24 protein-coding genes and 1 tRNA gene are annotated in these 21,333 nt (G+C 63.6%); 8 read left to right on the forward strand and 17 right to left on the reverse strand.

Going from position 1 to position 21,333, the window contains the following annotated elements; genetic code table 11:
- The first annotated feature begins 18 nt into the window (after positions 1-18).
- The 6 genes from ISM_RS02460 (at position 19) to ISM_RS02485 (ending at position 6,494) form a co-directional block, all read left to right on the forward strand.
- Complete coding sequence (locus tag ISM_RS02460; RefSeq protein ID WP_009812522.1) at positions 19-1,089, forward strand: Hint domain-containing protein; 1,071 nt, start codon at positions 19-21, stop codon at positions 1,087-1,089.
- Between the two features lie 287 nt (positions 1,090-1,376).
- Complete coding sequence (gene rpsD, locus ISM_RS02465) at positions 1,377-1,997, forward strand: 30S ribosomal protein S4 (RefSeq protein WP_009812523.1); 621 nt, start codon at positions 1,377-1,379, stop codon at positions 1,995-1,997.
- 98 nt (positions 1,998-2,095) lie between these two features.
- Complete coding sequence (locus tag ISM_RS02470; protein WP_009812524.1) at positions 2,096-3,517, forward strand: homospermidine synthase; 1,422 nt, start codon at positions 2,096-2,098, stop codon at positions 3,515-3,517.
- 93 nt (positions 3,518-3,610) lie between these two features.
- Complete coding sequence (gene hisC, locus ISM_RS02475; RefSeq protein WP_009812525.1) at positions 3,611-4,696, forward strand: histidinol-phosphate transaminase; 1,086 nt, start codon at positions 3,611-3,613, stop codon at positions 4,694-4,696.
- Positions 4,693-5,628, forward strand: a complete 936-nt coding sequence (locus ISM_RS02480) for a prephenate/arogenate dehydrogenase family protein (RefSeq protein WP_040617786.1) — start codon at positions 4,693-4,695, stop codon at positions 5,626-5,628. Before hisC ends, ISM_RS02480 begins: the two co-directional genes overlap by 4 nt.
- 32 nt (positions 5,629-5,660) lie before the next feature.
- Positions 5,661-6,494 (forward strand): extensin-like domain-containing protein, encoded by an 834-nt coding sequence (locus ISM_RS02485; protein WP_156783438.1) that lies wholly within the window; start codon positions 5,661-5,663, stop codon positions 6,492-6,494.
- 3 nt (positions 6,495-6,497) lie between these two features.
- Here ISM_RS02485 and ISM_RS02490 read toward each other — a convergent pair whose 3' ends face one another.
- The 8 genes from ISM_RS02490 to ISM_RS18360 form a co-directional block, all read right to left on the reverse strand.
- Positions 6,498-7,082, reverse strand: a complete 585-nt coding sequence (locus ISM_RS02490) for a GNAT family N-acetyltransferase (protein ID WP_009812528.1) — start codon at positions 7,080-7,082, stop codon at positions 6,498-6,500.
- The gene (locus tag ISM_RS02495; protein WP_009812529.1) at positions 7,079-7,474 is read right to left on the reverse strand and encodes a ketosteroid isomerase-related protein; all 396 of its coding nucleotides are present in this window, start codon (positions 7,472-7,474) and stop codon (positions 7,079-7,081) included. Before ISM_RS02495 ends, ISM_RS02490 begins: the two co-directional genes overlap by 4 nt.
- Positions 7,471-7,935, reverse strand: coding sequence for an arsenate-mycothiol transferase ArsC (locus ISM_RS02500; RefSeq protein WP_009812530.1), 465 nt, complete (start codon positions 7,933-7,935; stop codon positions 7,471-7,473). Before ISM_RS02500 ends, ISM_RS02495 begins: the two co-directional genes overlap by 4 nt.
- A 3-nt stretch (positions 7,936-7,938) precedes the next feature.
- Positions 7,939-8,418, reverse strand: coding sequence for a UPF0262 family protein (locus tag ISM_RS02505; protein ID WP_009812531.1), 480 nt, complete (start codon positions 8,416-8,418; stop codon positions 7,939-7,941).
- 69 nt (positions 8,419-8,487) lie between these two features.
- Entirely contained in the window at positions 8,488-9,792 is a 1,305-nt protein-coding gene (hisD, locus tag ISM_RS02510; RefSeq protein WP_009812532.1) for a histidinol dehydrogenase, read from the reverse strand.
- Between the two features lie 39 nt (positions 9,793-9,831).
- Entirely contained in the window at positions 9,832-10,305 is a 474-nt protein-coding gene (locus ISM_RS02515) for a DUF2948 family protein (RefSeq protein WP_009812533.1), read from the reverse strand.
- On the reverse strand, positions 10,302-11,570 hold the full coding sequence (gene murA / locus ISM_RS02520) for a UDP-N-acetylglucosamine 1-carboxyvinyltransferase (protein ID WP_009812534.1): 1,269 nt from the start codon (positions 11,568-11,570) through the stop codon (positions 10,302-10,304). Before murA ends, ISM_RS02515 begins: the two co-directional genes overlap by 4 nt.
- Positions 11,571-11,574: 4 nt before the next feature.
- Positions 11,575-11,751, reverse strand: coding sequence for a hypothetical protein (locus ISM_RS18360; RefSeq protein WP_009812535.1), 177 nt, complete (start codon positions 11,749-11,751; stop codon positions 11,575-11,577).
- 83 nt (positions 11,752-11,834) lie between these two features.
- Between ISM_RS18360 and ISM_RS02525 the strand changes: the two genes are divergently transcribed.
- A tRNA-Thr gene (locus tag ISM_RS02525) sits at positions 11,835-11,909 on the forward strand.
- Between the two features lie 185 nt (positions 11,910-12,094).
- Here the strand turns inward: ISM_RS02525 and ISM_RS02530 are convergent.
- Positions 12,095-12,826: a hypothetical protein gene (locus tag ISM_RS02530; RefSeq protein WP_009812537.1), complete on the reverse strand. Its 732-nt coding sequence runs from the start codon at positions 12,824-12,826 to the stop codon at positions 12,095-12,097.
- Positions 12,827-13,217: 391 nt separating this feature from the next.
- On the opposite strand from ISM_RS02530, the gene ISM_RS02535 reads away from it, so the two are divergent.
- Positions 13,218-13,661, forward strand: coding sequence for a c-type cytochrome (locus ISM_RS02535; protein WP_254655636.1), 444 nt, complete (start codon positions 13,218-13,220; stop codon positions 13,659-13,661).
- Between the two features lie 489 nt (positions 13,662-14,150).
- On the opposite strand, the gene ISM_RS17635 is transcribed toward ISM_RS02535, so the two are convergent.
- From ISM_RS17635 to ISM_RS02575, 8 genes are all read right to left on the reverse strand, one after another.
- Positions 14,151-15,107 carry a hypothetical protein gene (locus ISM_RS17635; protein ID WP_156783296.1) on the reverse strand — a complete coding sequence of 319 codons (957 nt, stop codon included), beginning with the start codon at positions 15,105-15,107 and terminating at the stop codon, positions 14,151-14,153.
- 651 nt (positions 15,108-15,758) lie between these two features.
- On the reverse strand, positions 15,759-16,124 hold the full coding sequence (rplT, locus tag ISM_RS02545; protein WP_009812541.1) for a 50S ribosomal protein L20: 366 nt from the start codon (positions 16,122-16,124) through the stop codon (positions 15,759-15,761).
- A 12-nt stretch (positions 16,125-16,136) separates the two neighbouring features.
- A complete protein-coding gene (gene rpmI, locus ISM_RS02550) occupies positions 16,137-16,337 on the reverse strand; it encodes a 50S ribosomal protein L35 (protein WP_009812542.1) in 201 nt (66 codons plus the stop codon).
- Positions 16,338-16,452: 115 nt separating this feature from the next.
- Positions 16,453-17,367, reverse strand: a complete 915-nt coding sequence (locus ISM_RS02555) for a Csu type fimbrial protein (RefSeq protein ID WP_217622855.1) — start codon at positions 17,365-17,367, stop codon at positions 16,453-16,455.
- Between the two features lie 23 nt (positions 17,368-17,390).
- Positions 17,391-19,769, reverse strand: a complete 2,379-nt coding sequence (locus ISM_RS02560; RefSeq protein ID WP_217622856.1) for a fimbria/pilus outer membrane usher protein — start codon at positions 19,767-19,769, stop codon at positions 17,391-17,393.
- Between the two features lie 80 nt (positions 19,770-19,849).
- Entirely contained in the window at positions 19,850-20,290 is a 441-nt protein-coding gene (locus ISM_RS17640) for a fimbrial biogenesis chaperone (RefSeq protein ID WP_083780882.1), read from the reverse strand.
- A gap of 34 nt (positions 20,291-20,324) precedes the next feature.
- Positions 20,325-20,816, reverse strand: coding sequence for a Csu type fimbrial protein (locus ISM_RS17645; RefSeq protein WP_009812546.1), 492 nt, complete (start codon positions 20,814-20,816; stop codon positions 20,325-20,327).
- A 282-nt stretch (positions 20,817-21,098) separates the two neighbouring features.
- Positions 21,099-21,323, reverse strand: a complete 225-nt coding sequence (locus tag ISM_RS02575) for a hypothetical protein (protein WP_009812547.1) — start codon at positions 21,321-21,323, stop codon at positions 21,099-21,101.
- Positions 21,324-21,333 lie beyond the last annotated feature (10 nt).

The following is a 21,333-nucleotide window of genomic DNA, read 5'->3' on the forward strand; positions in this document are numbered from 1 at the left end:
CGGCAGGAAATACGGGCAATGAGAACGGGCTTTCAAGGCACGTTTGTCATTTCCATGTCGCAAACAGAAGTGGACGATTTCCCGCCTAAGGGGATCGATGCGATTACGGTCGGTGCGACCTGGTCGTGGCGTGGCGACATGATCTGTGTCGACGGGCCCTCCTCAGTTTTGCGACTGGAAAAGGCAGACACGCGGGCAGGCACCCGCAAACGCGCGGCGCGACTGGTCCGCAAGATGGTCGGCGCGGCGATGACCGGCACCAATGATCTGACCAAGATCGAGATCGCAGACCCGCTTCTGGATCGCGGTTTCGTCGTCACCAACGGGGTCAAGAGCTATACGATCACCGTGATCGAAACCGGCACGCAATCGCCCCCCCTCTTGATGTTCCATGACGACATCCCGCCCAAGAACACCGATATGTGGGTCGTCCATCACAGCTTTGAAGGGCTGAGCGCCCCGGTCAGCGACCAAGGTCCCGACGCGGGCGGCGTGATCTGTTTCACCCCCGGCACCCGCATCGCCACCCCCGACGGCCCGCGCCTCATCGAAGAGCTGCGCGAAGGCGACCGGGTCTCGACCCGCGACAATGGCGCCGAAGAGATCCAGTGGATCGGCAGCCGCCGCATGTCCGGCGCCCGTCTCTTTGCCCTGCCGCGCCTGCGCCCGATCCGGTTCCGCGCCGGGGCTCTGGGCATCGACCGGCCCGACGAAGAACTGCTGGTCAGCCCGGAACATCGGATGCTGATCAAGGGCGATGAGGCCCGCGCGCTCTTCAACACCGACGAGGTGCTGGTCGCCGCCAAGGATCTGATCAACAAGGATACGATCCGCGTCGATCTCGCGGTGCGCGAGGTGACCTATATCCACCTCCTCTTGCCCCGCCATCAGATCCTCTGGGCCAATGGCCTGGAAACCGAGAGCTTCCACCCCGCCTCGGCCTCGCTCGACGGGCTCGATGGCGACGACCGCGATCGGCTGCTGGCCCAGGTCCCCGCCCTGCGCCACGATCCGCAGAGCTATGGCATGTTCGCCCGCCGCTGCCTCTCGGGCTCGGAGGCCGCCATCTGGGCACATGAGGCGGCCTGACACGGCCGCCTTCCCGCCCCCCGGCGCGATGCGGCCCCAAACCGCTGCGTTTCCCCCGTTGACTCCCCCCCGCGACCCTGTATAAGCGCGGCTTCATTGGTGTTGGTGGCCCCCGCAAGGGGATCCCTGTCGAAGCGCAAGCTTAGAGGACAACGCCCTTTATATTGCCGCGACGAGGCCGAAGCGGAACCGATCTCGAACGGTTGAGGACCAGAGCGTCCGCAACCCGAAAAGTGGGAACCGGTTTTCGGATCAAGTTGCGGAGCCATGAATAAAGGAGATCAGCCGTGACCAAACGCACGTCTGCCAAGTACAAAATCGACCGCCGCATGGGCGAAAACATCTGGGGTCGCCCCAAGTCGCCTGTCAACCGTCGTGAAAACGCCCCCGGTCAGCACGGTGCCCGCCGCAAGGCGAAACTGTCGGACTTCGGTCTGCAGCTGCGCGCCAAGCAAAAGCTCAAGGGCTACTACGGCGACCTGACCGAGAAACAATTCCGTCGCATCTTCCGCGAAGCCGAGCGTGTCAAAGGCGACACCGGTGAAAACCTGATCGGCCTGCTCGAGCGCCGCCTCGACGCCGTGGTCTACCGCGCCAAATTCGTCGCCACCATGTTCGCCGCACGCCAGTTCGTGAACCACGGCCACGTGAAAGTGAACGGCCAGCGCGTCAACATCCCCTCCTACCGTGTGAAAGAGGGTGACGTGATCGAGGTCCGCGACCGCTCCAAGCAGATCGCCGTGCTTCTCGAAGCCACCCAACTGGCCGAGCGTGATGTGCCCGATTACATCGACGCGGACCATTCGAAAATGACGGCGACCTTCGTCCGCACCCCGGGTCTGAGCGACGTGCCCTACCCGGTGATGATGGAACCGAACCTCGTCATCGAATTCTACGCTCAGAACTAAGCTTCTGACGCTTTATTTCCGAAAGGCCGCGCCGCTAGGTGCGGCCTTTTTTCGTTTCAGGGCCGCGACCCGGCCATTTCTGCCTCGAGGAGACAATCATGGCGCAGAACTATCCCATCTACGGCCGCATCGACGGCCCCATCGTGATGATCGGTTTCGGCTCGATCGGCAAAGGCACCTGGCCGCTGATCGAACGCCATTTCGAATATGACGCGGATCAGTTCCTGGTGATCGAGCCGGACACGGCCCAGCACAATTTTCTGCGCCAGCACAAGCTCAACTTCATCGACACCGCCCTCACCCCGGAAAACTACCGCGAGGTGCTCAGCGGTCTCTTCCCCGAGGGCAAGGGCTTCTGCGTCAACCTGAGCGTCGACACCTCCTCGCTCGACCTGATGAAGCTCTGCCGCGAGATGGGCGTGCTCTATATCGACACCGTGGTCGAACCCTGGGCCGGTTTCTATTTCGACACCGAAGACAATGCCGCGCGCACCAACTACGCCCTGCGCCAGAAGGTCCGCGACGAAAAGGCGGCCAACCCCGGCGGCACCACCGCCGTCTCCTGCTGCGGGGCCAACCCCGGCATGGTGAGCTGGTTCGTCAAGGAAGCACTTCTGACGCTCGCCCGCGACACCGGCCGCGACGCCACCGCCCCTGCCGACCGCGCAGGCTGGGCCAAGCTCATGCAATCGCTCGGCGTCAAGGGCGTGCACATCGCCGAACGCGACACCCAGGCCCGCCGCACCCCGCGCCCGCGCGGCACCTTCGTCAACACCTGGTCCGTCGAAGGCTTTATCTCCGAGGGCTTCCAACCGGCCGAGCTCGGCTGGGGCACCCATGAGACATGGTTTCCCGAAAACGCCCACCGTCAGGACGAGGGCTGCAAATCCGCGATCTGGCTCGAACGCCCCGGCGCGATCACCCGCGTCCACAGCTGGTGCCCGACCCCCGGCCCGCAATTCGGCTTTCTGGTGACCCATAACGAGGCGGTCTCGATCTCGGATTACTACACCGTCGGCGAGGGCCATGATCCCGAATACCGCCCGACCTGCCACTATGCCTACCACCCCTCCGATGACGCGGTGCTGTCGCTGCATGAAATGTTCGGCTCGGGCAAACAGCAGCAGAAACACCATATCCTCACCGAGGACGAGATCGTCGAAGGCATCGACGAGCTCGGCGTGCTGCTCTTTGGTCACGAGAAGAACGCGCTCTGGTTCGGCTCGCGCCTCTCGAACGAGGAAACCCGCGATCTCGCCCCCTATCAGAACGCCACCGGGCTGCAGGTCACCTCGGCCGTGCTCGCCGGCATGGTCTGGGCGCTGGAAAACCCGCAGGCCGGCATCGTCGAGACCGACGAGATGGATCACGCCCGCTGCCTCGAAGTGCAGCGCCCCTATCTCGGCCCGGTCGAGGCCCATTACACCGACTGGACACCGTTGCAGGACCGCTGGGAACATTTCCCCGAGGACATCGACGAGAGCGACCCGTGGCTCTTCCGCAACGTGCTGGCGACCTGATTGCACCACCCGCCAAGGCTGTGCGGCAAGGGGGGCGTTGACGCTTCCCTTGCCCAGCGGCCCAAGCTAAGACAGCTCCAAAGGAGCCCCGAGATGACACAGATCACACCGCAACCCGGCATCATGGACATCGCCCTCTACGAGAGCGGCGCCGCGCATGTCGATGGCATTTCCAACGTGGTCAAGCTGAGCTCGAACGAAAACCCGTTCGGCCCGAGCGACCAGGCCCGCGAGGCCTATGCCAAGGCGGGCTATGATCTGCACCGTTATCCCTCTTCCGACCATGGCGCGCTGCGCCGGGCCCTGGCGGCCCATCACGGGCTCGACACCGACCGCATCATCTGTGGCGCGGGAAGCGATGAAATCATTGCCTTTCTCTGTCAGGCCTATGCCGGGCCGGGCACCGAGGTGATCCACACCGAACATGGCTTTGCCATGTACAAGATCTCGGCGCTGGCCGCCGGGGCAACCCCGGTAGAAGTGCCCGAGCGCGAACGCGTGACCGATGTCGACGCGATCCTCGCCGCCTGCACCGATGCCACCCGGCTGGTGTTTCTGGCCAACCCCAACAACCCCACCGGCACCATGATCGGCGACGGCGAAGTCGCCCGCTTGGCCGAGGCCCTGCCGCCGCATGTGCTCTTGGTGCTCGACGGCGCCTATGCCGAATATGTCGAAGGCTATGACGGCGGCGCAGGCCTCGTGGATGCCCGCCAGAACGTCGTGATGACCCGCACCTTCTCCAAGCTCTACGGGCTCGGCGGGCTGCGCGTCGGCTGGGGCTATGGTCCGAAACATGTGATCGACGTGCTCAACCGGGTGCGCGGGCCCTTCAACCTCGCCACCCCGGCCCTCGCCGCCGCCGAGGCCGCCCTGCGCGACACCGCCTGGACCGAGAAATGCCGCAATGAAAACAGCCGCTTGCGCGCATGGCTCGCCGAGGCGCTGGCCGAACATGGCGTGCCCTCCGACACCTCGACCGCAAACTTCATCCTCGCCCGCTTTGCCAGCCCCGATCAGGCCCGCGCCTGTGACGCGCATCTGCAATCGCAAGGGCTGATCGTGCGGCAAGTGGCGGGCTACAACCTGCCCCATTGCCTGCGCATCACCGTCGGCGATGAACCGAGCTGCCGCCGCGTGGCCCATGCCATCGGCCAGTTCATGGGAGATGCGGAATGACCGAACCCTCTGCCCCGATGTACAACCGGGTAGCGCTGATCGGTCTCGGGCTCATCGCCTCGTCGATGTTCTGGGCGATGAAACGCGCCGGTGTGGCGGGCGAAGTGACGGGTTATGCCCGCTCTGACGCCACCCGCCAGACCGCCCGCGACATCGGCCTTTGCGACCGCGTCTGCGACACCGCCGCCGAGGCCTGCGAAGGCGCCGATCTCGTCGTGCTCTGCGTGCCCGTGGGCGCCATGGGCGATGTCGCTGCCGAAATCCGCCCGGTACTCGCCCCCGGCGCCACGGTGAGTGATGTGGGCTCGGTCAAACGCGCGGTGATCGAGGCGGTCGGCCCGCATATCCCCGAGGGCGTGCATTTCATCCCCGCCCACCCGCTCGCCGGGACCGAACAATCGGGACCGACCTCCGGCTTTGCCGAGCTCTTCGACAACCGCTGGAACCTGATCGTGCCGGTGCCCGGCTCGGACGAGGCGGCGATCGAACGGCTCGAACGCTTCTGGCAGGCGCTTGGCGCCAACACCGAGCGGATGGACGCCGATCACCATGACCTCGTGCTTGCGGTCACCTCCCATACGCCGCATCTTATCGCCTATACGATGGTGGGCGTGGCCGATGACCTGCGCCGGGTGACGGATAGTGAAGTGATCAAATATTCTGCTGCAGGGTTTCGGGACTTCACACGGATTGCCGCGAGCGATCCGACCATGTGGCGCGACGTCTTCCTGACCAACAAGGATGCGACGCTCGAAATCCTGGGCCGGTTCACCGAAGAGCTCTTTGCGTTGCAACGGGCCATCCGCATGGGCGACGGCGACCATCTGCACGAGTATTTCACCCATACCCGCGCCATCCGCCGTGGCATCATCGAGGCAGGTCAGGACACCGACGCCCCCGATTTCGGCCGCAAACCCAAGCGGGACGCATGATCCGGGCGGCGCTGGCATCCTTGGCCATCCTGATGGCCGTGGGTCCAGCGCCCGCTCTGGCCGACGCCCCCAAGACCTCGCTGCGCCCGATCGCGCGCATTGGCGATATCCCCGTGCCCCGCGCCGAGCCAGCCCCTGCGCCTGCCCCGGCCCCCGCCCCGACCCCGGCCGAGACCGTTGTGGTGACCGAACCCGAGGCGCAACCCAACACCCAGCAACAGCCCGACGCGATCCGCCCCGGCGCGCGCAAGGTCGGTCAGGGCCTCTTCAAATCCCTGCGCCCCCAGCGTCGCACCGAACGCAGCAAGAAACAGGCCCGCACCGTGATCCGCCAACGTCAAAAAGGCGCGGTCTGCGGCGATGTCGCCCTGCAAGGCGACGTCATCGGCCGCGTTCCCGGCCGCATCAAGGGCTGCGGCATCGAAAACGCCATCAAGCTGCGCTCGGTCTCCGGCATCGCGCTGAGCCAACCGGCGCTGATGGATTGCACCACCGCCAAATCCTTCAAAACCTGGGTGGATCGCGGCCTCAAACCCGCCATCGGCTCGCGTGGCGGCGGCGTGGCAGGGCTCGGCATCGCCGCCCATTACGCCTGCCGCACCCGCAACAACAAGCCCGGCGCGAAGCTCTCGGAACACAGCACCGGCCGCGCCATCGACATCTCGTCGATCCTGCTGCGCGACGGCACCCAGATCACGCTCTTGAAGCACTGGAACAGCAAGGCCTATGGCAAACCGCTGCGGCAGATGCACGGCGCCGCCTGCGGCCCCTTCGGCACGGTGCTCGGCCCCAATGCCGACCGCTACCACCTCGACCATTTCCACTTTGACACCGCCCGCTATCGCAGCGGCAGCTACTGCCGCTAAACGCTAGAGCGCCCGCATCCAGAATTGCAGCGGATGATCGGTCTCGGCCTCCTGGTCGAGATCCTTCCAGCGAAACTGCGCCACAGCCCCCGGCACCGGCGCATAGCCCCGCTTGCGCCAGAACCCATCAAGCGGCCGATAGCCCGCATCGCGCAGCGGATGATCCTGCGGCCGCACCACCCCGCAAAAGGCGGCATAGCCCCGGCCCAAGCCCCGCGCATGGGCCTCGCGCGCGTCGAAAAACGCGTGCCCCAGCCCCTGCCCGCGATACTCGGGCAACAGAACGCTCTCGGCACAGTAGAAAATATCATCGAGCGCCACCTCCTGCCCGGCAAAGGCCGCGCCGAAATCCGCCGCGTGATCCTCCATCGGCGCGCCGGTCGACGCCCCGACGAGCCGCGCCCCATCAAAAGCGCCTACGAGGATCGCATCGGCACTGTCGCGATAGGTCTGGAGATACTCCTGCTCATAGGCCAGATCCCCATCATAGAGATAGGGCCACGTCCGAAACACCGCGATCCGGAGCCGCGCCACATCCTCGAGCGCCGCACCAAGGCTCTCGCCTGTCAGCCGCCGCGTCTCGATCATCCGACCTGACGCATCCAGTCCGCGAGGTTGTAATAGGTGACGACCCGCGTGATCTTGTCCCCCTCGAGCGAGAAAAACGACCCCGCCGGCAGGCGGTAGGTCTGCCCCCGCGCCTCCGGCAGCCCTTCGTCGGTCGCGAGATAGGTGCCATTGACGATGAATTCCGCCGCCGCGCGGGTCCCGCCCTCGGCCTCGAAAATCACCATATCGGTGAGCTCCTCGCGATAGCAGCGGCTCATATGGTCGCAAAACGCGCGGAACTTGTCCTTGCCCACGCGCACCGCGCCCTCATTGACATGATGCGCCACATCCTCGGCAAGACAGCCGAGCATCCCCTCGGTATCGCCCGCGTTGAAGGCCTCGAAATAGCGGCGGATGGTGGGATGGCTCATGTCTCTTGCTCCTTCGGGTCGCCCCACCGCTCAATCAGGTGGTTGCGGATCTGATCACGGGTCTGCCGATAGGCCGAGAGCTTGGCCTCGCGCCCTTCGCCAAGGCCGGTCGGGTCCATGATCGGCCAGTAAATCACATCGAGATGAAACCAGCGCGTCAGCTCGAGCGCCCGCCGCTGGCTCGCCGGGCTGAGCGCCACGACAATGTCAAAGGACGACAGATCGTCGCCCCATTCTTCCATCTCGTCAAAACTGCGCACCCGGTGCCGGGCCAGCTCGACCCCGATCTCCTTGCAGACCGCGATGGAAAACCCGTCAATGTCGAGATCGCTCTTCACCCCTGCCGATTGCACATAGGTGTCGGTGCCATAGAGCTGCTTCATGATCCCTTCGGCCATGGGCGACCGCACGGCATTGTGGTCGCAGCAAAACAGCACCGATTGCGGCAGCGGCTCCGGCATCGCTCAGCCCCCGAAATGCAAAACGCAGATCAGGGTGAACAGGCGCCGCGCGGTATCGTTGTCGATTTCCGCCTTGCCCTCGAGCCGCTCTTCGAGAACCCGCGCGCCTTCATTGTGGATGCCGCGCCGGGCCATATCGATGGTCTCGATCTGCGCCGGGGCGAGGTTTTTCACCGCGTCGAAATAGCTCTCGCAAATGGCCCAGTAATCCTTGACCACCTGCCGAAACGGGCTCAGCGACAGGTGAAACTCTGCCGCCGGGTCCTTGGCCTCGGTCTTGATATCAAAGACGAGCCGCTTGTCGCGGATCGACAGCGACAGGTGATAGGGCCCCTCGGGCACCTCCCGGTCGTCGCGCGCGGGCAGCACAAAGGAGTTCTCCTCCATCAGGTCGTAGATCGCGACCTTGCGCTCCTGCTCGATCTCGGGCGTGGGTGGCGGCAGGCTGGAATCATCCAACTCGATATGACAGATTCGGCTCATCAGACGTCTTTCAATACTCGTTACCAAACTGCCTAGCGCAGCCGCGTCACTGGGGCAATGCCCCGGCCCTCATCCTTTGTTGAGTGTATCCAGACGCGCACGCACCGACAGACCATGCGCCTCAAGACTCTCCGATTGCGCAAGAACCTCGGCCGCCGGCCCAATCGCGCGCAACGCCTCTGGGCTCATCCGCGCCAGCGTCGTGCGCTTGAGGAAATCCATCACGCTGAGACCCGAGGAAAACCGTGCCGACCGCGCGGTGGGCAGCACGTGATTGGGCCCGCCGACATAATCGCCAATGGCCTCCGGCGTCCAGGAGCCGATGAAAATCGCCCCGGCATGGGTGATCTTCTCCGACAGCGCATCCGCCTCAGCGACGCAGAGCTCGAGATGCTCGGGCGCCACCCGGTCCGACAGCGTCACCGCCCGGTCGAGATCGGGCACCGTGATCACCGCCCCGAAATCACGCCAGCTCGCCGCCGCGATCTTGCGCCGCTCCAGCGTCTCGAGATGCCGGTCGATGGCGGCGCAAACCTCGCGCGCCATGCCCGCATCATCGGTGATCAGGATGGATTGCGCGCTCTCGTCATGCTCGGCCTGGCTCAGCATATCGAGCGCCACCCAATCGGGATTGGCGCTCTTGTCGGCGATCACCAGGATTTCCGACGGGCCTGCGATCATGTCGATGCCGACCTTGCCGAACACCTGCCGCTTGGCGGCGGCGACAAAGGCATTGCCCGGCCCGGTGATCTTGTCCACCGGCGCGATGCTCTCGGTGCCATAGGCCAGCGCCGCAATCGCCTGCGCCCCGCCGATGCGATAGACCTCGTCGACGCCCGCGATCCGCGCCGCCAGCAGCACCAGCGGATTGGCCACCCCATCGGGCGTCGGCACCGCAATGGCCAGCCGTTCGACCCCCGCCACCTTGGCCGGGATGGCATTCATCAGAACCGATGACGGATAAGAAGCAAGCCCGCCAGGCACATAGAGCCCCGCCGCTGACACCGCGCCCCAGCGCCAGCCCAGCATCGCGCCCGCCGCATCGGTCCAGCTCTGATCCTCCGGCATCTGCCGCGCGTGATAGGCCCGGATACGCTCGGCCGCCAATTCCAGCGCCGCGCGCTCTGCCTCCGGCACCTGCGCCACCGCCGCGTCAATCTCGGCCTCGGAAAACCGCAGCGTCTCGGGCGTCAGCGCCAGCCGGTCAAACCGCTCGGTCAGCTCGATCACCGCCGTATCGCCGCGCGCCCGCACATCCGCGATGATCGCCGCGACCGTGTCATTCACATCGACGGAATCCTCGCGCTTGGAGGCTAGGAGCGCCGTGAACTCGCGCTCGAACTCCGGCGCATCCGCATCAAGAAATACAGGCATGGTCTTCTTTCTTTTATAAGTATTCGGCGCAGCCGCCAGTCACGCGCCGTGATCGGGCGCCTTGCCCGAGGGCGCGAGATAGGGCCGCGTCACATCGCGCAGCCGCAGCTCCAGCGCCTCGACCGCCAGCCGGATCGCGCCATCGCCCGCCAGGGTGAGCAGCACATGACCCGTGCCATCCTCGCCCGGCTCGAAACTCACCGACAGAAGCGACAGCACCAGATCGGGATCGCCCCGCTCGACGCCCTGGCTCGCCACGCCGAGCACGTTTTCCACCGCCAGCACCGATTGCACCCGCTCCGGGCTGCGCCGCGTCCGCGCCGCATCTTCCCAGCGGAACCGGTTGATCAGCAGGGCAAACCGCCGCGCCTTGCGCTCCCAGCGCATTTCGCTCGCCGGAAACACCGCATCCTGCGCCAGCGCCGACAGCACCTTGAGATCGTCGAGATCCCAGGCCCCGAGGTTCAGCGGCTGCTCGCCACCATCTTCGAAACGGGCGTCTTCCACGCTCATGATCCTGCGGTCCTTTCGATCTTGGCCCCGACATTGCGCAGCTTTTCAACAAGCCGCTCATAGCCCCGGTCGAGATGATAGACCCGGTTGACCTGCGTGTCGCCCTCTGCCGCCAGCCCCGCAAGGATGAGCGACACCGAGGCCCGCAGATCGGTCGCCATCACCGGCGCGCCCTTCATCCGATCGACCCCCGACACTTTCGCCGTGCCGCCATGCACCTCGATCCGCGCGCCCATCCGCTGCAATTCCGGCGCATGCATAAAGCGGTTCTCGAAAATCTTCTCCTCGAGAACGCTGTCGCCCTCGGCGGTGCACATCAGCGCCATGAACTGCGCCTGCAGATCGGTCGGAAAGCCCGGGAAGGGCTCGGTCGTCACATCCACCGCCTGCACCCGGCCGTTCTTGCGCGACACTTTGAGCCCGCGCTCGGTCTCCGTCACCTCGACGCCCGCCGCTTCGAGCTTTTGACAAAACGCCTCGAGCAGATCGCGCCGCCCGCCAAGGCATTCGACCTCGCCGCCACAGATCGCCGGCGCCAGCATATAGGTGCCAAGCTCGATCCGGTCGGTGACCACCGGATGGGTCGCCCCATGCAGCCGGTCCACCCCCTGAATGACGATCTCGCTGGTGCCATCGCCCTCGATCTGCGCGCCCATCTTGCGCAGGCAATTCGCCAGATCGACAATCTCCGGCTCGCGCGCCGCATTGCGCAGCACCGTCGTCCCCTTGGCCAGCGTCGCCGCCATGAGCACATTCTCCGTCGCCCCCACCGAGGCAAAACCGAACTCGATCACCGCGCCCTTGAGCCCACCGGGCACCTTGGCATGCAGATAGCCATCCTTGAGCTCGATCTCCGCCCCGAGCTTTTCCAGCCCGAAAATATGCAGATCCATCGGCCGCGACCCGATCGCACAGCCGCCAGGCAGCGACACCACCGCCTGCCCCAGCCGCGCCAGCATCGGCCCGAGCACCAGGTTCGACGCCCGCATCTTGCGCACGATGTCATATTCGGCCACGTGGTTGTTGATGTCATGGCTCGACATCGCCTGCACCTGCCCGTCCTGCATCGAGGTCACCTCGGCCCCGAGCGACTGCAACAGCTGCGTCATCGTCTTGATATCCGACAGGCGCGGCGCATTGGTCAGCGTCAGCGGCTCTTCGCTGAGCAGCGTGGCGGGCATCAGCGTCAAACAGGCGTTCTTCGCGCCAGCGATGGGAATCTCTCCCGAGAGGGGCCCGTTGCCCGTCACCACGATACTGTCCATTAACCTATTCCTTGTCCTGCTCGGGTTTCTTGTCCGCCGTGTCTGCCGCGCCCTTGCGGGCCCGCGCCTGCGCCTTGCGCCGGGCCAGATTGGCCTTGAGCGCCGCCTTCAAACGCGCCTCGCGAGGCGAAACCTGCCCCGCCGTGCTGCCGCCGGATGTGTCACTTTTTCGCTCTGTCATGGCCTCTCTCTACAGCAGCTGAGAAAAGGGGTCCAGAAGGGGGTTGCACAGGCTTTGGATTGAGTCTATCAGCCCCTCACGCTGCTGCTGTAGCTCAGTGGTAGAGCGCACCCTTGGTAAGGGTGAGGTCGGGAGTTCAATCCTCCCCAGCAGCACCAGCATCCCCCAAAGATCAGAAAATCAGGCCACATCCCGCCCGGACGCCCAGTCTCGGCCCGGCCCCGATCCGTCCCCGCGCGCGCCCTGCATATCCCGAATCTCCCCCGCGCCCGCCCTGCGGAATGGGCTCTTGCGGGGCAGACGATCGGGGGACTGCCCCCCGATTGCCCTTGGCCTGCGGACGCTAGATTTCGTCAGGGAGATGCTCACCGCCGATGGGACCAGCCGGGTCGTTTTCGCCGTGATGGACGCCATCCCACCATATCTTGGCGTTCTCCCAAAGCGCCTTGCCCGAAAACATGATCGCCCCGCCGATTGCGCCCCCCGCGGCGCCCGGCCCGCTGCCGGCCCACCAGGTGGCAACCGCCCCCGCGAGACCTCCGACCACGGCGCCGGCCACATCATCGGCAAGAACCTCCCCCGCGGAAGAGCGCGCCGTCGCCACATTCCCTTCGCGTCCATCCAACCCGGTCAACTTGGCAAATGCAGCAGGCTCATAGAGCTGCTGCTTGCCATCGGCCACGATCGCAGTGGCGATCTTGAAGATCAGCTCGAGATCGGATCCCCGCTTGGCCATGGCCTGAAGCTCCCGCAAGGCTTTGATCGCCCCATCGGCGTCAGTGCCGATCATCCTGTGCTCGACCGCGCTGATGATCTTTTTCTGCCCCGGTGTGAACAGCTTGACGATAGAGGGGAGCCGTTCGCCAAGATGGGCGGCGCGCGCCACATGCTGGGCCGTGTCATGCGGCAATGTCTTGGACCCGAGCAGCGAGGTGAGCACATCCACCCCCTCTGCCCCCGCCCATGTTCCGCGCCGCTCGATCATATCCTTGCTGATGGCTTCGAAATTGCGACCAATGGCCAAAACGGCCAGGGTATGCTGATGCGCCAAGGCATCTATGTCTGATTGTTTCATCTTAACCTCCACAACATTACTCAAAACAAGCGACGCCACCGCGCCGCCCCACAATTATGGCGTGTTTCCGGGCGCGCGTAAGTCCGGGAATCCTGACCACAGCCCCGCACCAGCCGCCGCCCCGCAGGGGCGGTTCGGACGCTGCCACATCAAATATTTGGCAAGGCCAGCCATCCCCTACAGAAAACCCCCACCAAAATAGACATACATTTCAAACCCCTACCCGAAACCATGCCCCGAATTGATCTAGATTAAGGCCGCCCCGGCACGCCCGCCCTACCCTGCAGACAACACGGGAGGCGACAGCTGATGTATGCAAACTCCCCCTCCTGCTGAGCAAATGACCCGCGCCCCGACCACGCACGCACCCCATACCGAAAGGCGAGCCCTCATGATCCGGACAAGCACTCTAGGCATCCTAGCCAAACCCACAGCTCTCGGAGCCCTGCTGCTCGCGCTCGCGGCCTGCAATGGCGTCCCCAAACCCATTCAGGTCATGCCGGACAGGACCGATGGCGCCAGTTTCTTCGCGCAGAACTGTGCCTCCTGCCATGGCGACAGCGGCCGCGGCGACGGGCCACGCGCCAAGACCCTGCCGCAGCGCCCCACCGATCTGACCCAGCTGAGCACGCGAAACGGCGGCGACTACCCAGCCGCCCGCACCCTGAGCTATATCTACGGCGACCCGGAAAAGAGCCACCTCGCCCGGGTCATGCCCGAGTTCAGCAGCGCGATGAGCGACGAGCTCGTGCCGGTCGAGATTGACGGCGTCTTCACCCCGACCCCACCGCAACTCGCGGGCCTCCTCGCCTATCTCGAGAGCATACAGGACTAAACCTCAGGGCCATGGGCACACAAGCACCGCACCACACGCGCCCGAACCGAGGGGGCACGCCAAGCGCTCACCCCACCCGCGCCCGAACCGAAGGGTAGATGCCAAACGCCCGCCCCACACGCGCCCGAACCGAGGGGTGGGCGCCAAGCGCCCGCCCCGTGGGGGCGGTTCGGGCGCTGCCAGATCAAAGATCTGGCAAGGGAATCAGCGGAGATAATTCGCCAGAGCGTCAGGCAAGAACAGCCCGGGACCCGACGAATTCCGGCACTTTAGGCGGAAAGCCGACATTCATTGCGATCCGCTCCAATCTCGCATGTGCAGGACTTAGCCGACCTCAGTTCGCATTTAGTGAAGGTCTGCTCGTCTCAGTCAGGTACAATCCCAAAATGTTTTGTTTCTTGAAGAAAACAGCCATTCCAAAGGAGATGGTGCAAAAATCGGCGAGAGCAGTGCATTAGTGAGAACAGCGGTCGGATATCCAGGACATGGTCACCTAAACTCAATCAGGGATCGATAGAGCTTTCCTACAGTAAGCAGACCGCCGTGATCGTTCGTTTCGGTTTTAATCCGGCTAACGGCCAAATCTTGTTGGGTGCGCGCCAGACGGTCCCGGTGCTCGGTAGAATCGCTGAAGGTCTCCTCCTCAAACTCCCTCACGACGTCGTCGAGAATCTCTGAACGCAGGGTGGCTTGACGAAAGGACCCCTTCGCCGTCTCTACTTCGAAGGGAAGCTCTATATTCATTTCGCGTCCGAGATACTTGCCTGCTGTTGTAAGGCGTTTGCGGTCGTCTATTCCGTTCTCTCGGAGTTGCGCGGCGCGCTTACGGCGGAAGGACGTCGTTGCGTCATCGGCGCGGAGCCTTGGATCGTCACCAAACGGTGCAGCCATAAGGCGCGATAAGTTGGGCGCGCCTGCAAGCATCATCGCGCGCGCGATCGTACCCCGCGCCACACAGTCGCGGATGAGCGGCCTGTCATTAGGCCCGATCTCCAATGGCGGGTCTTCCGGCTTGGGATCGACGATCACTAAACAGCTTGCGGTGTCACTCGCTGCGCTGGCGATGTCGAAGCCCGTGACCAGCGATTGCCCCTTAAGCGTCCCTTGAAATTCGATTGCACGCTTCTGAGCGAATCCACGATCAATTTGCGCTCGGCAGTAGTTAGGGCCCGATTGCGTCCCCTTGCACTCGATCACATGCCACCGGCCCCGGGCGTCGAGAGCAACGAAATCGGGTGACTTCCGTGGACCGTTCTTTGCCGCCGTCGCCGTGATGTGCACTCCGCTTGGAAGACGCGGTGCCAGACGGTCTATGAAGTACTTCCCATCACAGAAGCCAACAAGGTCCAAGGCCTCGGTCAGAACATGAAGCGACATGCCCATGCCGAAGTCATCAGAGAGTATAGTCTTTTGATGCGGGTCGAGCTCGGAGAACTCATCGCTCACTCGGAGGTCCGCGTCCTCCGAGAAAGCTCCGAAATATCGCACCCAAGCCCAAAGAGTGTTTATGGCATGGCGCGCTGCATGACCTGGGACCGTACAGTGGCCGATCATGAGCAAGAACGCGATGAGATCGACCTGCCGCGGACCGCGGATTGCGTTTAGAGATTTAGGTGGCCGATTACGTGGCCATGACTGCGCATCGATCTCCAACTCAAGCTCTTTCTTCACGCTTCCTCCGTTCGTTTAGTGCCATTCGATGTACTTGTTACTGCAGTTGCACCCAGACGAAAGGTGATTCTGAAACACATGGCCTGTTTCAATGAGGTCGTCCTTGCGCTTCGGAACGGATCAGATTGCGGGCCTAGACCCCCATGCAACGCTTGAAGCGGTCGTCCATTCGCGTCCCAGCATCCGTAACTCTGGGCTCTTTGCAGCCGTTCGCCGCAAATTTCACAAAGGTCCGCTCCGTACCGCAACACCCCCAAATCCCCCACCGTCGCTTTACCGACGCAATACCGACGTGTCACCGACAGGGCATTTCCGGGGGTGGGGCGCGGCATCTGGACTAAAATCCACCCGAACACTGGCCCTAAAAAGTAAAGACCCGATCGGGGGTACCGACCGGGTCTCGACCTGTTGCTGTTAACTTGGACGTTAGGCCGGCAGGGCTGCCTTGGCCTGGTCCACAATCGCACCAAACGCATCGGGTTCATGCACGGCCAGATCGGCCAGGACCTTACGGTCCACCTCGATACCGGCCAGGCTCAGCCCGTTGATGAAGCGCGAATAGGTCAGCGCTTCGTCATGGGCGCGCACGGCAGCGTTGATACGCTGGATCCACAGGGCGCGGAAGTTGCGCTTGCGGTTCTTACGGTCGCGGGTTGCATATTGGTTCGCTTTATCAACGGCTTGCGTTGCCACCCGGAAGGTGTTCTTGCGGCGGCCGTAATAGCCTTTCGCAGCCTTGATGACTTTCTTGTGACGGGCGTGGGTGACGGTACCACCTTTAACTCGGCTCATCTCACGTTCTCCTTAGCGTGCGTAGGGCATCATCGGCTTGATGATTTGCTCATCAGCCTTGGACAGCGTGGTCGTGCCGCGAGCGTCACGAATGAATTTGGTGCTGCGCTTGATCATGCCGTGGCGCTTGCCCGCCTGACCGGCCTTGATCCGGCCCGAGGCCGTCACCTTGAACCGCTTTTTGCAGCTCGATTTCGTCTTCATCTTGGGCATTTTCGGCTCCTTGTTCGTCACTGGAGAAACGCGCGACTCGGCATGCCACCCAGCCGGCCCCGCGATTGAAATGGCCGTATAGGTCGTCCGGCCCGGATGCGCAAGAAAAAAGGGGCTAATAATTTACCGTCACGACGACATTGTCCGTGTAGGTGCCCAGCACCGTCGTCTGCCCCGCGTGGATACGCCCATAGACATTATAGCGCTGGTTGCTGCCCGACCCCACCCCTGTGGCGCGCGTGCCCGGCAGCGAACCCCAGACCTGCGTCCGCGACGGATCTCGGTAGAGCCCATAGGCCAGCGTCGCGAGCCCGTTCGTCATCCGCCGCAGCGCCGGGTCCGTGACGCCCACCCCATCGCCAAGCCCGAGCGACACCGTGTAATTCGTCCCTTCGGTACAGCGCACGTCGATCGGGGCCACCGCATCCACAGGTCCGAGCGCCAGTGACGGCAGATTGCCGAAATTCATCGTCCCCACATCCAGCTCACAGCTCGACACCGCATTGGCCGTGACCCGAAAATCCGGCACCGGACGGCTCTGCGCAAAGAGATCGCAGCTCAGGACGCCATAGCTCATCTCGATATTGCTCGTGCCCGAGAACACCGACTCGTACCAGCCGGCATCAAAGGAGGTGCCCGCCTCGAGGATTTCGGCATAGATCGGCACGGTGACCGACCCGGTGCTACCAAGCAGGGTGGTGACTGAAAGAAAGGTCTCGTTGAGCGTCCCGAACCCCGTGCCATAGCCGCCGAGCCGCAGCTGATAGGGCAAGGCCGCGCCGCCGCCATGGCGCAGATAGCGCGGGTTGTTGTTGGCCCCGGCCCCGCCCGATCCCGGGCCAAAGCGGACACAGACCCCCACCACCGACAACAGAGGATCGGAACAGGTGATGCGCAACGTGCCAGAGGTCCGGTTGACCGCGCCGCTGCGCAGCGTCACCGACCCAAAGTTGAAATCACTGACCACCGCATCGCAGGTCGCCGCCCGCGCCGGGCTGACGCCGCTCGCGGCCCACATCAGGGCCAACACACATATACACACAATCCGCCGCATCATCGGCACTCCACCGGGTCAATCCTGCCCTGTCCCGCTGCTCCGGGCTGATACCCGAACCGGGCGGTACAGGTGCCACGCTCCGTCTCGACCCGCAGCACATTGGTCCGCCGCGGGCTGTCGATCCATGTCTCGCCATCATAGCCGACATAGGTTTCCTGCGCATTGCCATTCGGATAAACAATCGCCCCCGGATCAAGAACCGCCCCCGAGGGATCGCGCAGCACGACGATCACGCCGGCCTCGTCGCTGCCCCCGAAACTGACGAGCTGCCCGCCGCCACGCGACGGGATGAGATCGGCCGCCGACACGCCAAGCGTCGCATCCTCGGGCAGATCCGCCACATCGACGGACACCCGGTTGCGGCGATAGGCATTGAGCCCGTTGACCAGAACCCGGCCCCGGCTGTTGGTCTTGGCCACCGCCCGGTTGTCGAGGTAAACCGGCACGTCGCTCACCCCCACATCGACAAGGGCAAAACCGTCGCGCACCTGATTGCCCATCGCCATCGCGCCGCCGGTGTAGGCCACCGCCCCGTCGAATTGCGTGCGGGTATAGGTGCCGCCTTGATCGGTCTGAACTTCACCGCTCAACTCGCCATATTGGGTGCGCAGATCGCCCTTGGCCCGCACCGGGGTGCGCCCATCGTCACGATGCGCCGCCTGCAGGTGATAGCCCCAAGCCCCGATCCCATCGCCCTGCGATCTGGTGTAGGAAATATCCTGCGTCTGCCGCCCCTCGCTATCCGTATAGGCTGAGGCCTGGGCATAGCGCCGCTTGCCCAGACGCATCGACAGCCCCATCGACAGCCGCGCCTCTTCGCTCTCGAAATTATAGGCGCTGTTGACGCTGAACGATCCGCGCCCCTTGCCGAGGGACGACCCAAAGGAGAGCGAGGCGAGGCTGTCTTTCGACGTGGCGCGTTCGGCGCGCACATAGGACAGGCCAAGCCGCCGCCCCGATTTCGTCACAGGGATCGACAGGCTCACCACATCCTGCGCCTTGGCCACTTCGAGCAACGTGCCCTGGACCCCGGTGCTGTCGAGGTAATCGAGCCCGGTCACCAGCGCGATATCGGCATAGTCCGACGTGGCGCGCGCACTGCTGACATTGAGATCCACATCGCCGATCTGGGTGCGCAGCCCGACCTGGGCAAAGCCGCCGGTCTCGCCCTCATATTGGCTCGCCGCGATATTCGCCGTCACTTCGCCCAGCGCATAGGGGACGGCGGTGATCCCGCCCCCGACGACCAAGAGGTCCTCGGTCCCCGACACATGGGTGTTGAAGGTCAGCCGCTCGGTCGCCCCATAGCGGAAGCTGCCGTTGAAAATCGGGCTGTCGCCATATTCATTGCTCGAGAAACCGAACGCCTCGCGCGCAAAGCCTATGCCGAAACTGTAATCCGCCACGCCTTTTTTGAGCAGGTTGGACGCATCAAAGAAGGACACGGTCCGGCGGCTCACTTGGCCGTCGATGCCGCGCACCACGATCTCGGCATCGCCGCCGCCCTGGATCGGCACATCTTCGAGCTGATAGGGCCCGCTGTCGACATTGGTGCTGTAGACGCGGTTGTTCTCGATGAACACATCGACCGAGGACGGCACCGCCGCCGCCCCGGCATAAGACAGCCGCTGATCAGTCACCAGGTCAGAGCGCAGGCTGAAATCGCGGCGGACCTGCACGCCGCCCATACGAATGGGCCGGGTCCAGCTCGGCCCGGCGGTGGTGAAATCGCCGACGCTGACGGTGAGCGCCTTGTCGGGAATATGGGTGGTGAGCGTGGTCTCGAGACGGAGGTTCTGATCCTTGGCCGCGCTGGCAAAGGGGCGGCTGAAATAGGCGGTCGACCGAAATTGCCCGAAGGGGGCGAACACCCAGCCGTCGAGATTGGCTGAAAGCCCGCCATTGGGGCCGCTGAAGTCGCCGCCAAAGCCGCGGTCGGCCACCAGCGAATAATTGACCACGGCGCCATAGGCCCGGTCCGGTTCTTCAAAATCCTGCGCGTAAGAGGCCGAGCGGATGTCCGGGCGCAGGGCCGAATAGGGCGCCTGAATATCAACCGATTGCTCCACCGGATCATAAGTGTAGCGCACGCCATCGATGTCGTGCAGCGCGATGTTCTGCGCCATGCGCGGCGGCACCTGAAGCCCGATCTGCGTGAGCTCGCTGCGCGTGCTGCGCATGTTGCCGCCATCGAGCCCGGCGGAAAACTCCGCAACGAGACCGGTGTCCTTACCATTGATCGAAACGGCGAGAAACAGGGGAACTTCATCCCCTGTTGCGTCGCCGAATATATCGACGAGACTGTCCGTCTCTTCTGACGTGGCGACCGTCGGTGTCCCGGCGATCATACTAGCTGTCAGAAACAGACCCAGCATATTTATGCGGTCTGATGTCATTGCCCTTGCCTCATGGTCGGGTCTATTTTGACCCGTTCCCAAGGTTGGTTATGACACGTTCAGGATGTGAAGCAAAGGGGAACGGAATGACGAACCCGAAGTTTGACATCTTGGCCACTCTGCTCTTTGCCGGGCAGCCGGTCGATCAGCACGCGGTAGCATTCCTGCCCGCGCACGGCTTTGCGCTTGGTGCGGACCACGCGCGCGGTCAGTTCCTGACGCGGGCGCAGCTTGGCCATCGGCGGGCTGATCACCACGTCGCGGGTCGCGCGTACGTTGTTGGGGTCCTGCCCCGGGGTCCAGGCCACGACGCGCAGCTGCACGACCGAGCTTTGACGCCCATCCGCCTTGACCGTCACGGTGGTCTGCTTGCCCGAGTTGGGCACCGCGATATTGGTCGGCGAGACCGCGATGCTTTCCGCCGAGGCGGCGATCGGCGTTGCCAGCAACGCCGAAACCATAACCAAGCCTTTGATCGTCTTTGCCAGTGTAGTCGTCATTTCACTCGTTCCTCTTATGCTGCACGTTCAAGGCTTAGTAGGTCAGGGTCACCACGATTGTATCAGAGTATTCACCGGCGCTGTAATTGCCTTGCGGGATCTCGCCGAAGACGTTGAGCAGGGTCGGAACCGCAGCCGTGACACCACCGCTATAGAGCGTACCACCGATGCTGATTTCATTCGCATGACCGGCGTCGCTATGTACCTTATAGGGCAGGAATGCGCCGCCCGAGGTCGCCATGCGGCGGGTCGTGCCATCGGGCTGTGCACCGCCGTCGAGCGACACGGTCACCGACGGTTTGGTGTTGGTGCAAATGATCGAGACAACGCCCGGCGTGATCTGCGGCGTCGCGGCATTGGTGGCCACCGGGCCAAAGGCCAGCGCCGTCACGGCCGAAAGGTTGCATGATTCAAGCACGCTTGCGCTCACCCCGAGATCCGCAGTGGTCTCTGCGGCCGCAGCAGGCTGCGCGGCTCCAAGCAGGGCAACCATGGCGGCGACACTGAATTTCTTATCGATCAACATGATCTTCTCCTGTTCACTCGCACCTACGGGGAGACGCCCCTATAGACGTGCATTTTCGATACGATCAATGTCGCCCCCAAAATGGCCCGAAATTTGTTGGGATATAATTGATACCCGGACAAAATAGTGGCTAAAACTTGATGCTGATTAACGATTGGATTTCGCAAAATCTGGGGATCCTGCCCGCAACTTGGCTAAAACAGTTAAGAATCCGTCAATGGACACGATCTGCCCCGCCGCGAAACGCGTCGAAACTGTGGCAGTGACATAAATTAGACTGGTTTAGTTAAGGACCATCGCGACGACCCGCACCACTGCGGCGGGAATCTCTTCCAGACGGATTCCCCCCGGTTTGCCATGCATCGCCCAGACCACCATACCGCCCCCGACCACCAGCAAAACGGCCGCGACCCTTGGGGCGCGGCCTTCTGAAAACGCTGAAAAGATCGCTGGAATGGAGAGCACGACCATAACCAACCCCGTCACCAAGGCGATATCCGTGTTCATGGGCTGCCCT

The sequence above is a fragment of the Roseovarius nubinhibens ISM genome (assembly GCF_000152625.1).
Classification (GTDB): Bacteria; Pseudomonadota; Alphaproteobacteria; order Rhodobacterales; family Rhodobacteraceae; genus Roseovarius; species Roseovarius nubinhibens.

Excerpts from the sequence above, each read along its gene's own strand:
- ISM_RS02460 (WP_009812522.1), top strand. The coding sequence starts at position 19 with ATGAGAACGGGCTTTCAAGGCACGTTTGTCATTTCCATGTCGCAAACA.
- ISM_RS02470 (WP_009812524.1), top strand. The coding sequence starts at position 2,096 with ATGGCGCAGAACTATCCCATCTACGGCCGCATCGACGGCCCCATCGTG.
- hisC (WP_009812525.1), top strand. The coding sequence starts at position 3,611 with ATGACACAGATCACACCGCAACCCGGCATCATGGACATCGCCCTCTAC.
- ISM_RS02480 (WP_040617786.1), top strand. The coding sequence starts at position 4,693 with ATGACCGAACCCTCTGCCCCGATGTACAACCGGGTAGCGCTGATCGGT.
- ISM_RS02485 (WP_156783438.1), top strand. The coding sequence starts at position 5,661 with ATGGCCGTGGGTCCAGCGCCCGCTCTGGCCGACGCCCCCAAGACCTCG.
- ISM_RS02490 (WP_009812528.1), bottom strand. The coding sequence starts at position 7,082 with ATGATCGAGACGCGGCGGCTGACAGGCGAGAGCCTTGGTGCGGCGCTC.
- ISM_RS02495 (WP_009812529.1), bottom strand. The coding sequence starts at position 7,474 with ATGAGCCATCCCACCATCCGCCGCTATTTCGAGGCCTTCAACGCGGGC.
- ISM_RS02500 (WP_009812530.1), bottom strand. The coding sequence starts at position 7,935 with ATGCCGGAGCCGCTGCCGCAATCGGTGCTGTTTTGCTGCGACCACAAT.
- ISM_RS02505 (WP_009812531.1), bottom strand. The coding sequence starts at position 8,418 with ATGAGCCGAATCTGTCATATCGAGTTGGATGATTCCAGCCTGCCGCCA.
- hisD (WP_009812532.1), bottom strand. The coding sequence starts at position 9,792 with ATGCCTGTATTTCTTGATGCGGATGCGCCGGAGTTCGAGCGCGAGTTC.
- ISM_RS02515 (WP_009812533.1), bottom strand. The coding sequence starts at position 10,305 with ATGAGCGTGGAAGACGCCCGTTTCGAAGATGGTGGCGAGCAGCCGCTG.
- murA (WP_009812534.1), bottom strand. The coding sequence starts at position 11,570 with ATGGACAGTATCGTGGTGACGGGCAACGGGCCCCTCTCGGGAGAGATT.
- ISM_RS18360 (WP_009812535.1), bottom strand. The coding sequence starts at position 11,751 with ATGACAGAGCGAAAAAGTGACACATCCGGCGGCAGCACGGCGGGGCAG.
- ISM_RS02530 (WP_009812537.1), bottom strand. The coding sequence starts at position 12,826 with ATGAAACAATCAGACATAGATGCCTTGGCGCATCAGCATACCCTGGCC.
- ISM_RS02535 (WP_254655636.1), top strand. The coding sequence starts at position 13,218 with ATGATCCGGACAAGCACTCTAGGCATCCTAGCCAAACCCACAGCTCTC.
- rplT (WP_009812541.1), bottom strand. The coding sequence starts at position 16,124 with ATGAGCCGAGTTAAAGGTGGTACCGTCACCCACGCCCGTCACAAGAAA.
- rpmI (WP_009812542.1), bottom strand. The coding sequence starts at position 16,337 with ATGCCCAAGATGAAGACGAAATCGAGCTGCAAAAAGCGGTTCAAGGTG.
- ISM_RS02560 (WP_217622856.1), bottom strand. The coding sequence starts at position 19,769 with ATGCTGGGTCTGTTTCTGACAGCTAGTATGATCGCCGGGACACCGACG.
- ISM_RS17640 (WP_083780882.1), bottom strand. The coding sequence starts at position 20,290 with ATGACGACTACACTGGCAAAGACGATCAAAGGCTTGGTTATGGTTTCG.
- ISM_RS17645 (WP_009812546.1), bottom strand. The coding sequence starts at position 20,816 with ATGTTGATCGATAAGAAATTCAGTGTCGCCGCCATGGTTGCCCTGCTT.
- ISM_RS02575 (WP_009812547.1), bottom strand. The coding sequence starts at position 21,323 with ATGAACACGGATATCGCCTTGGTGACGGGGTTGGTTATGGTCGTGCTC.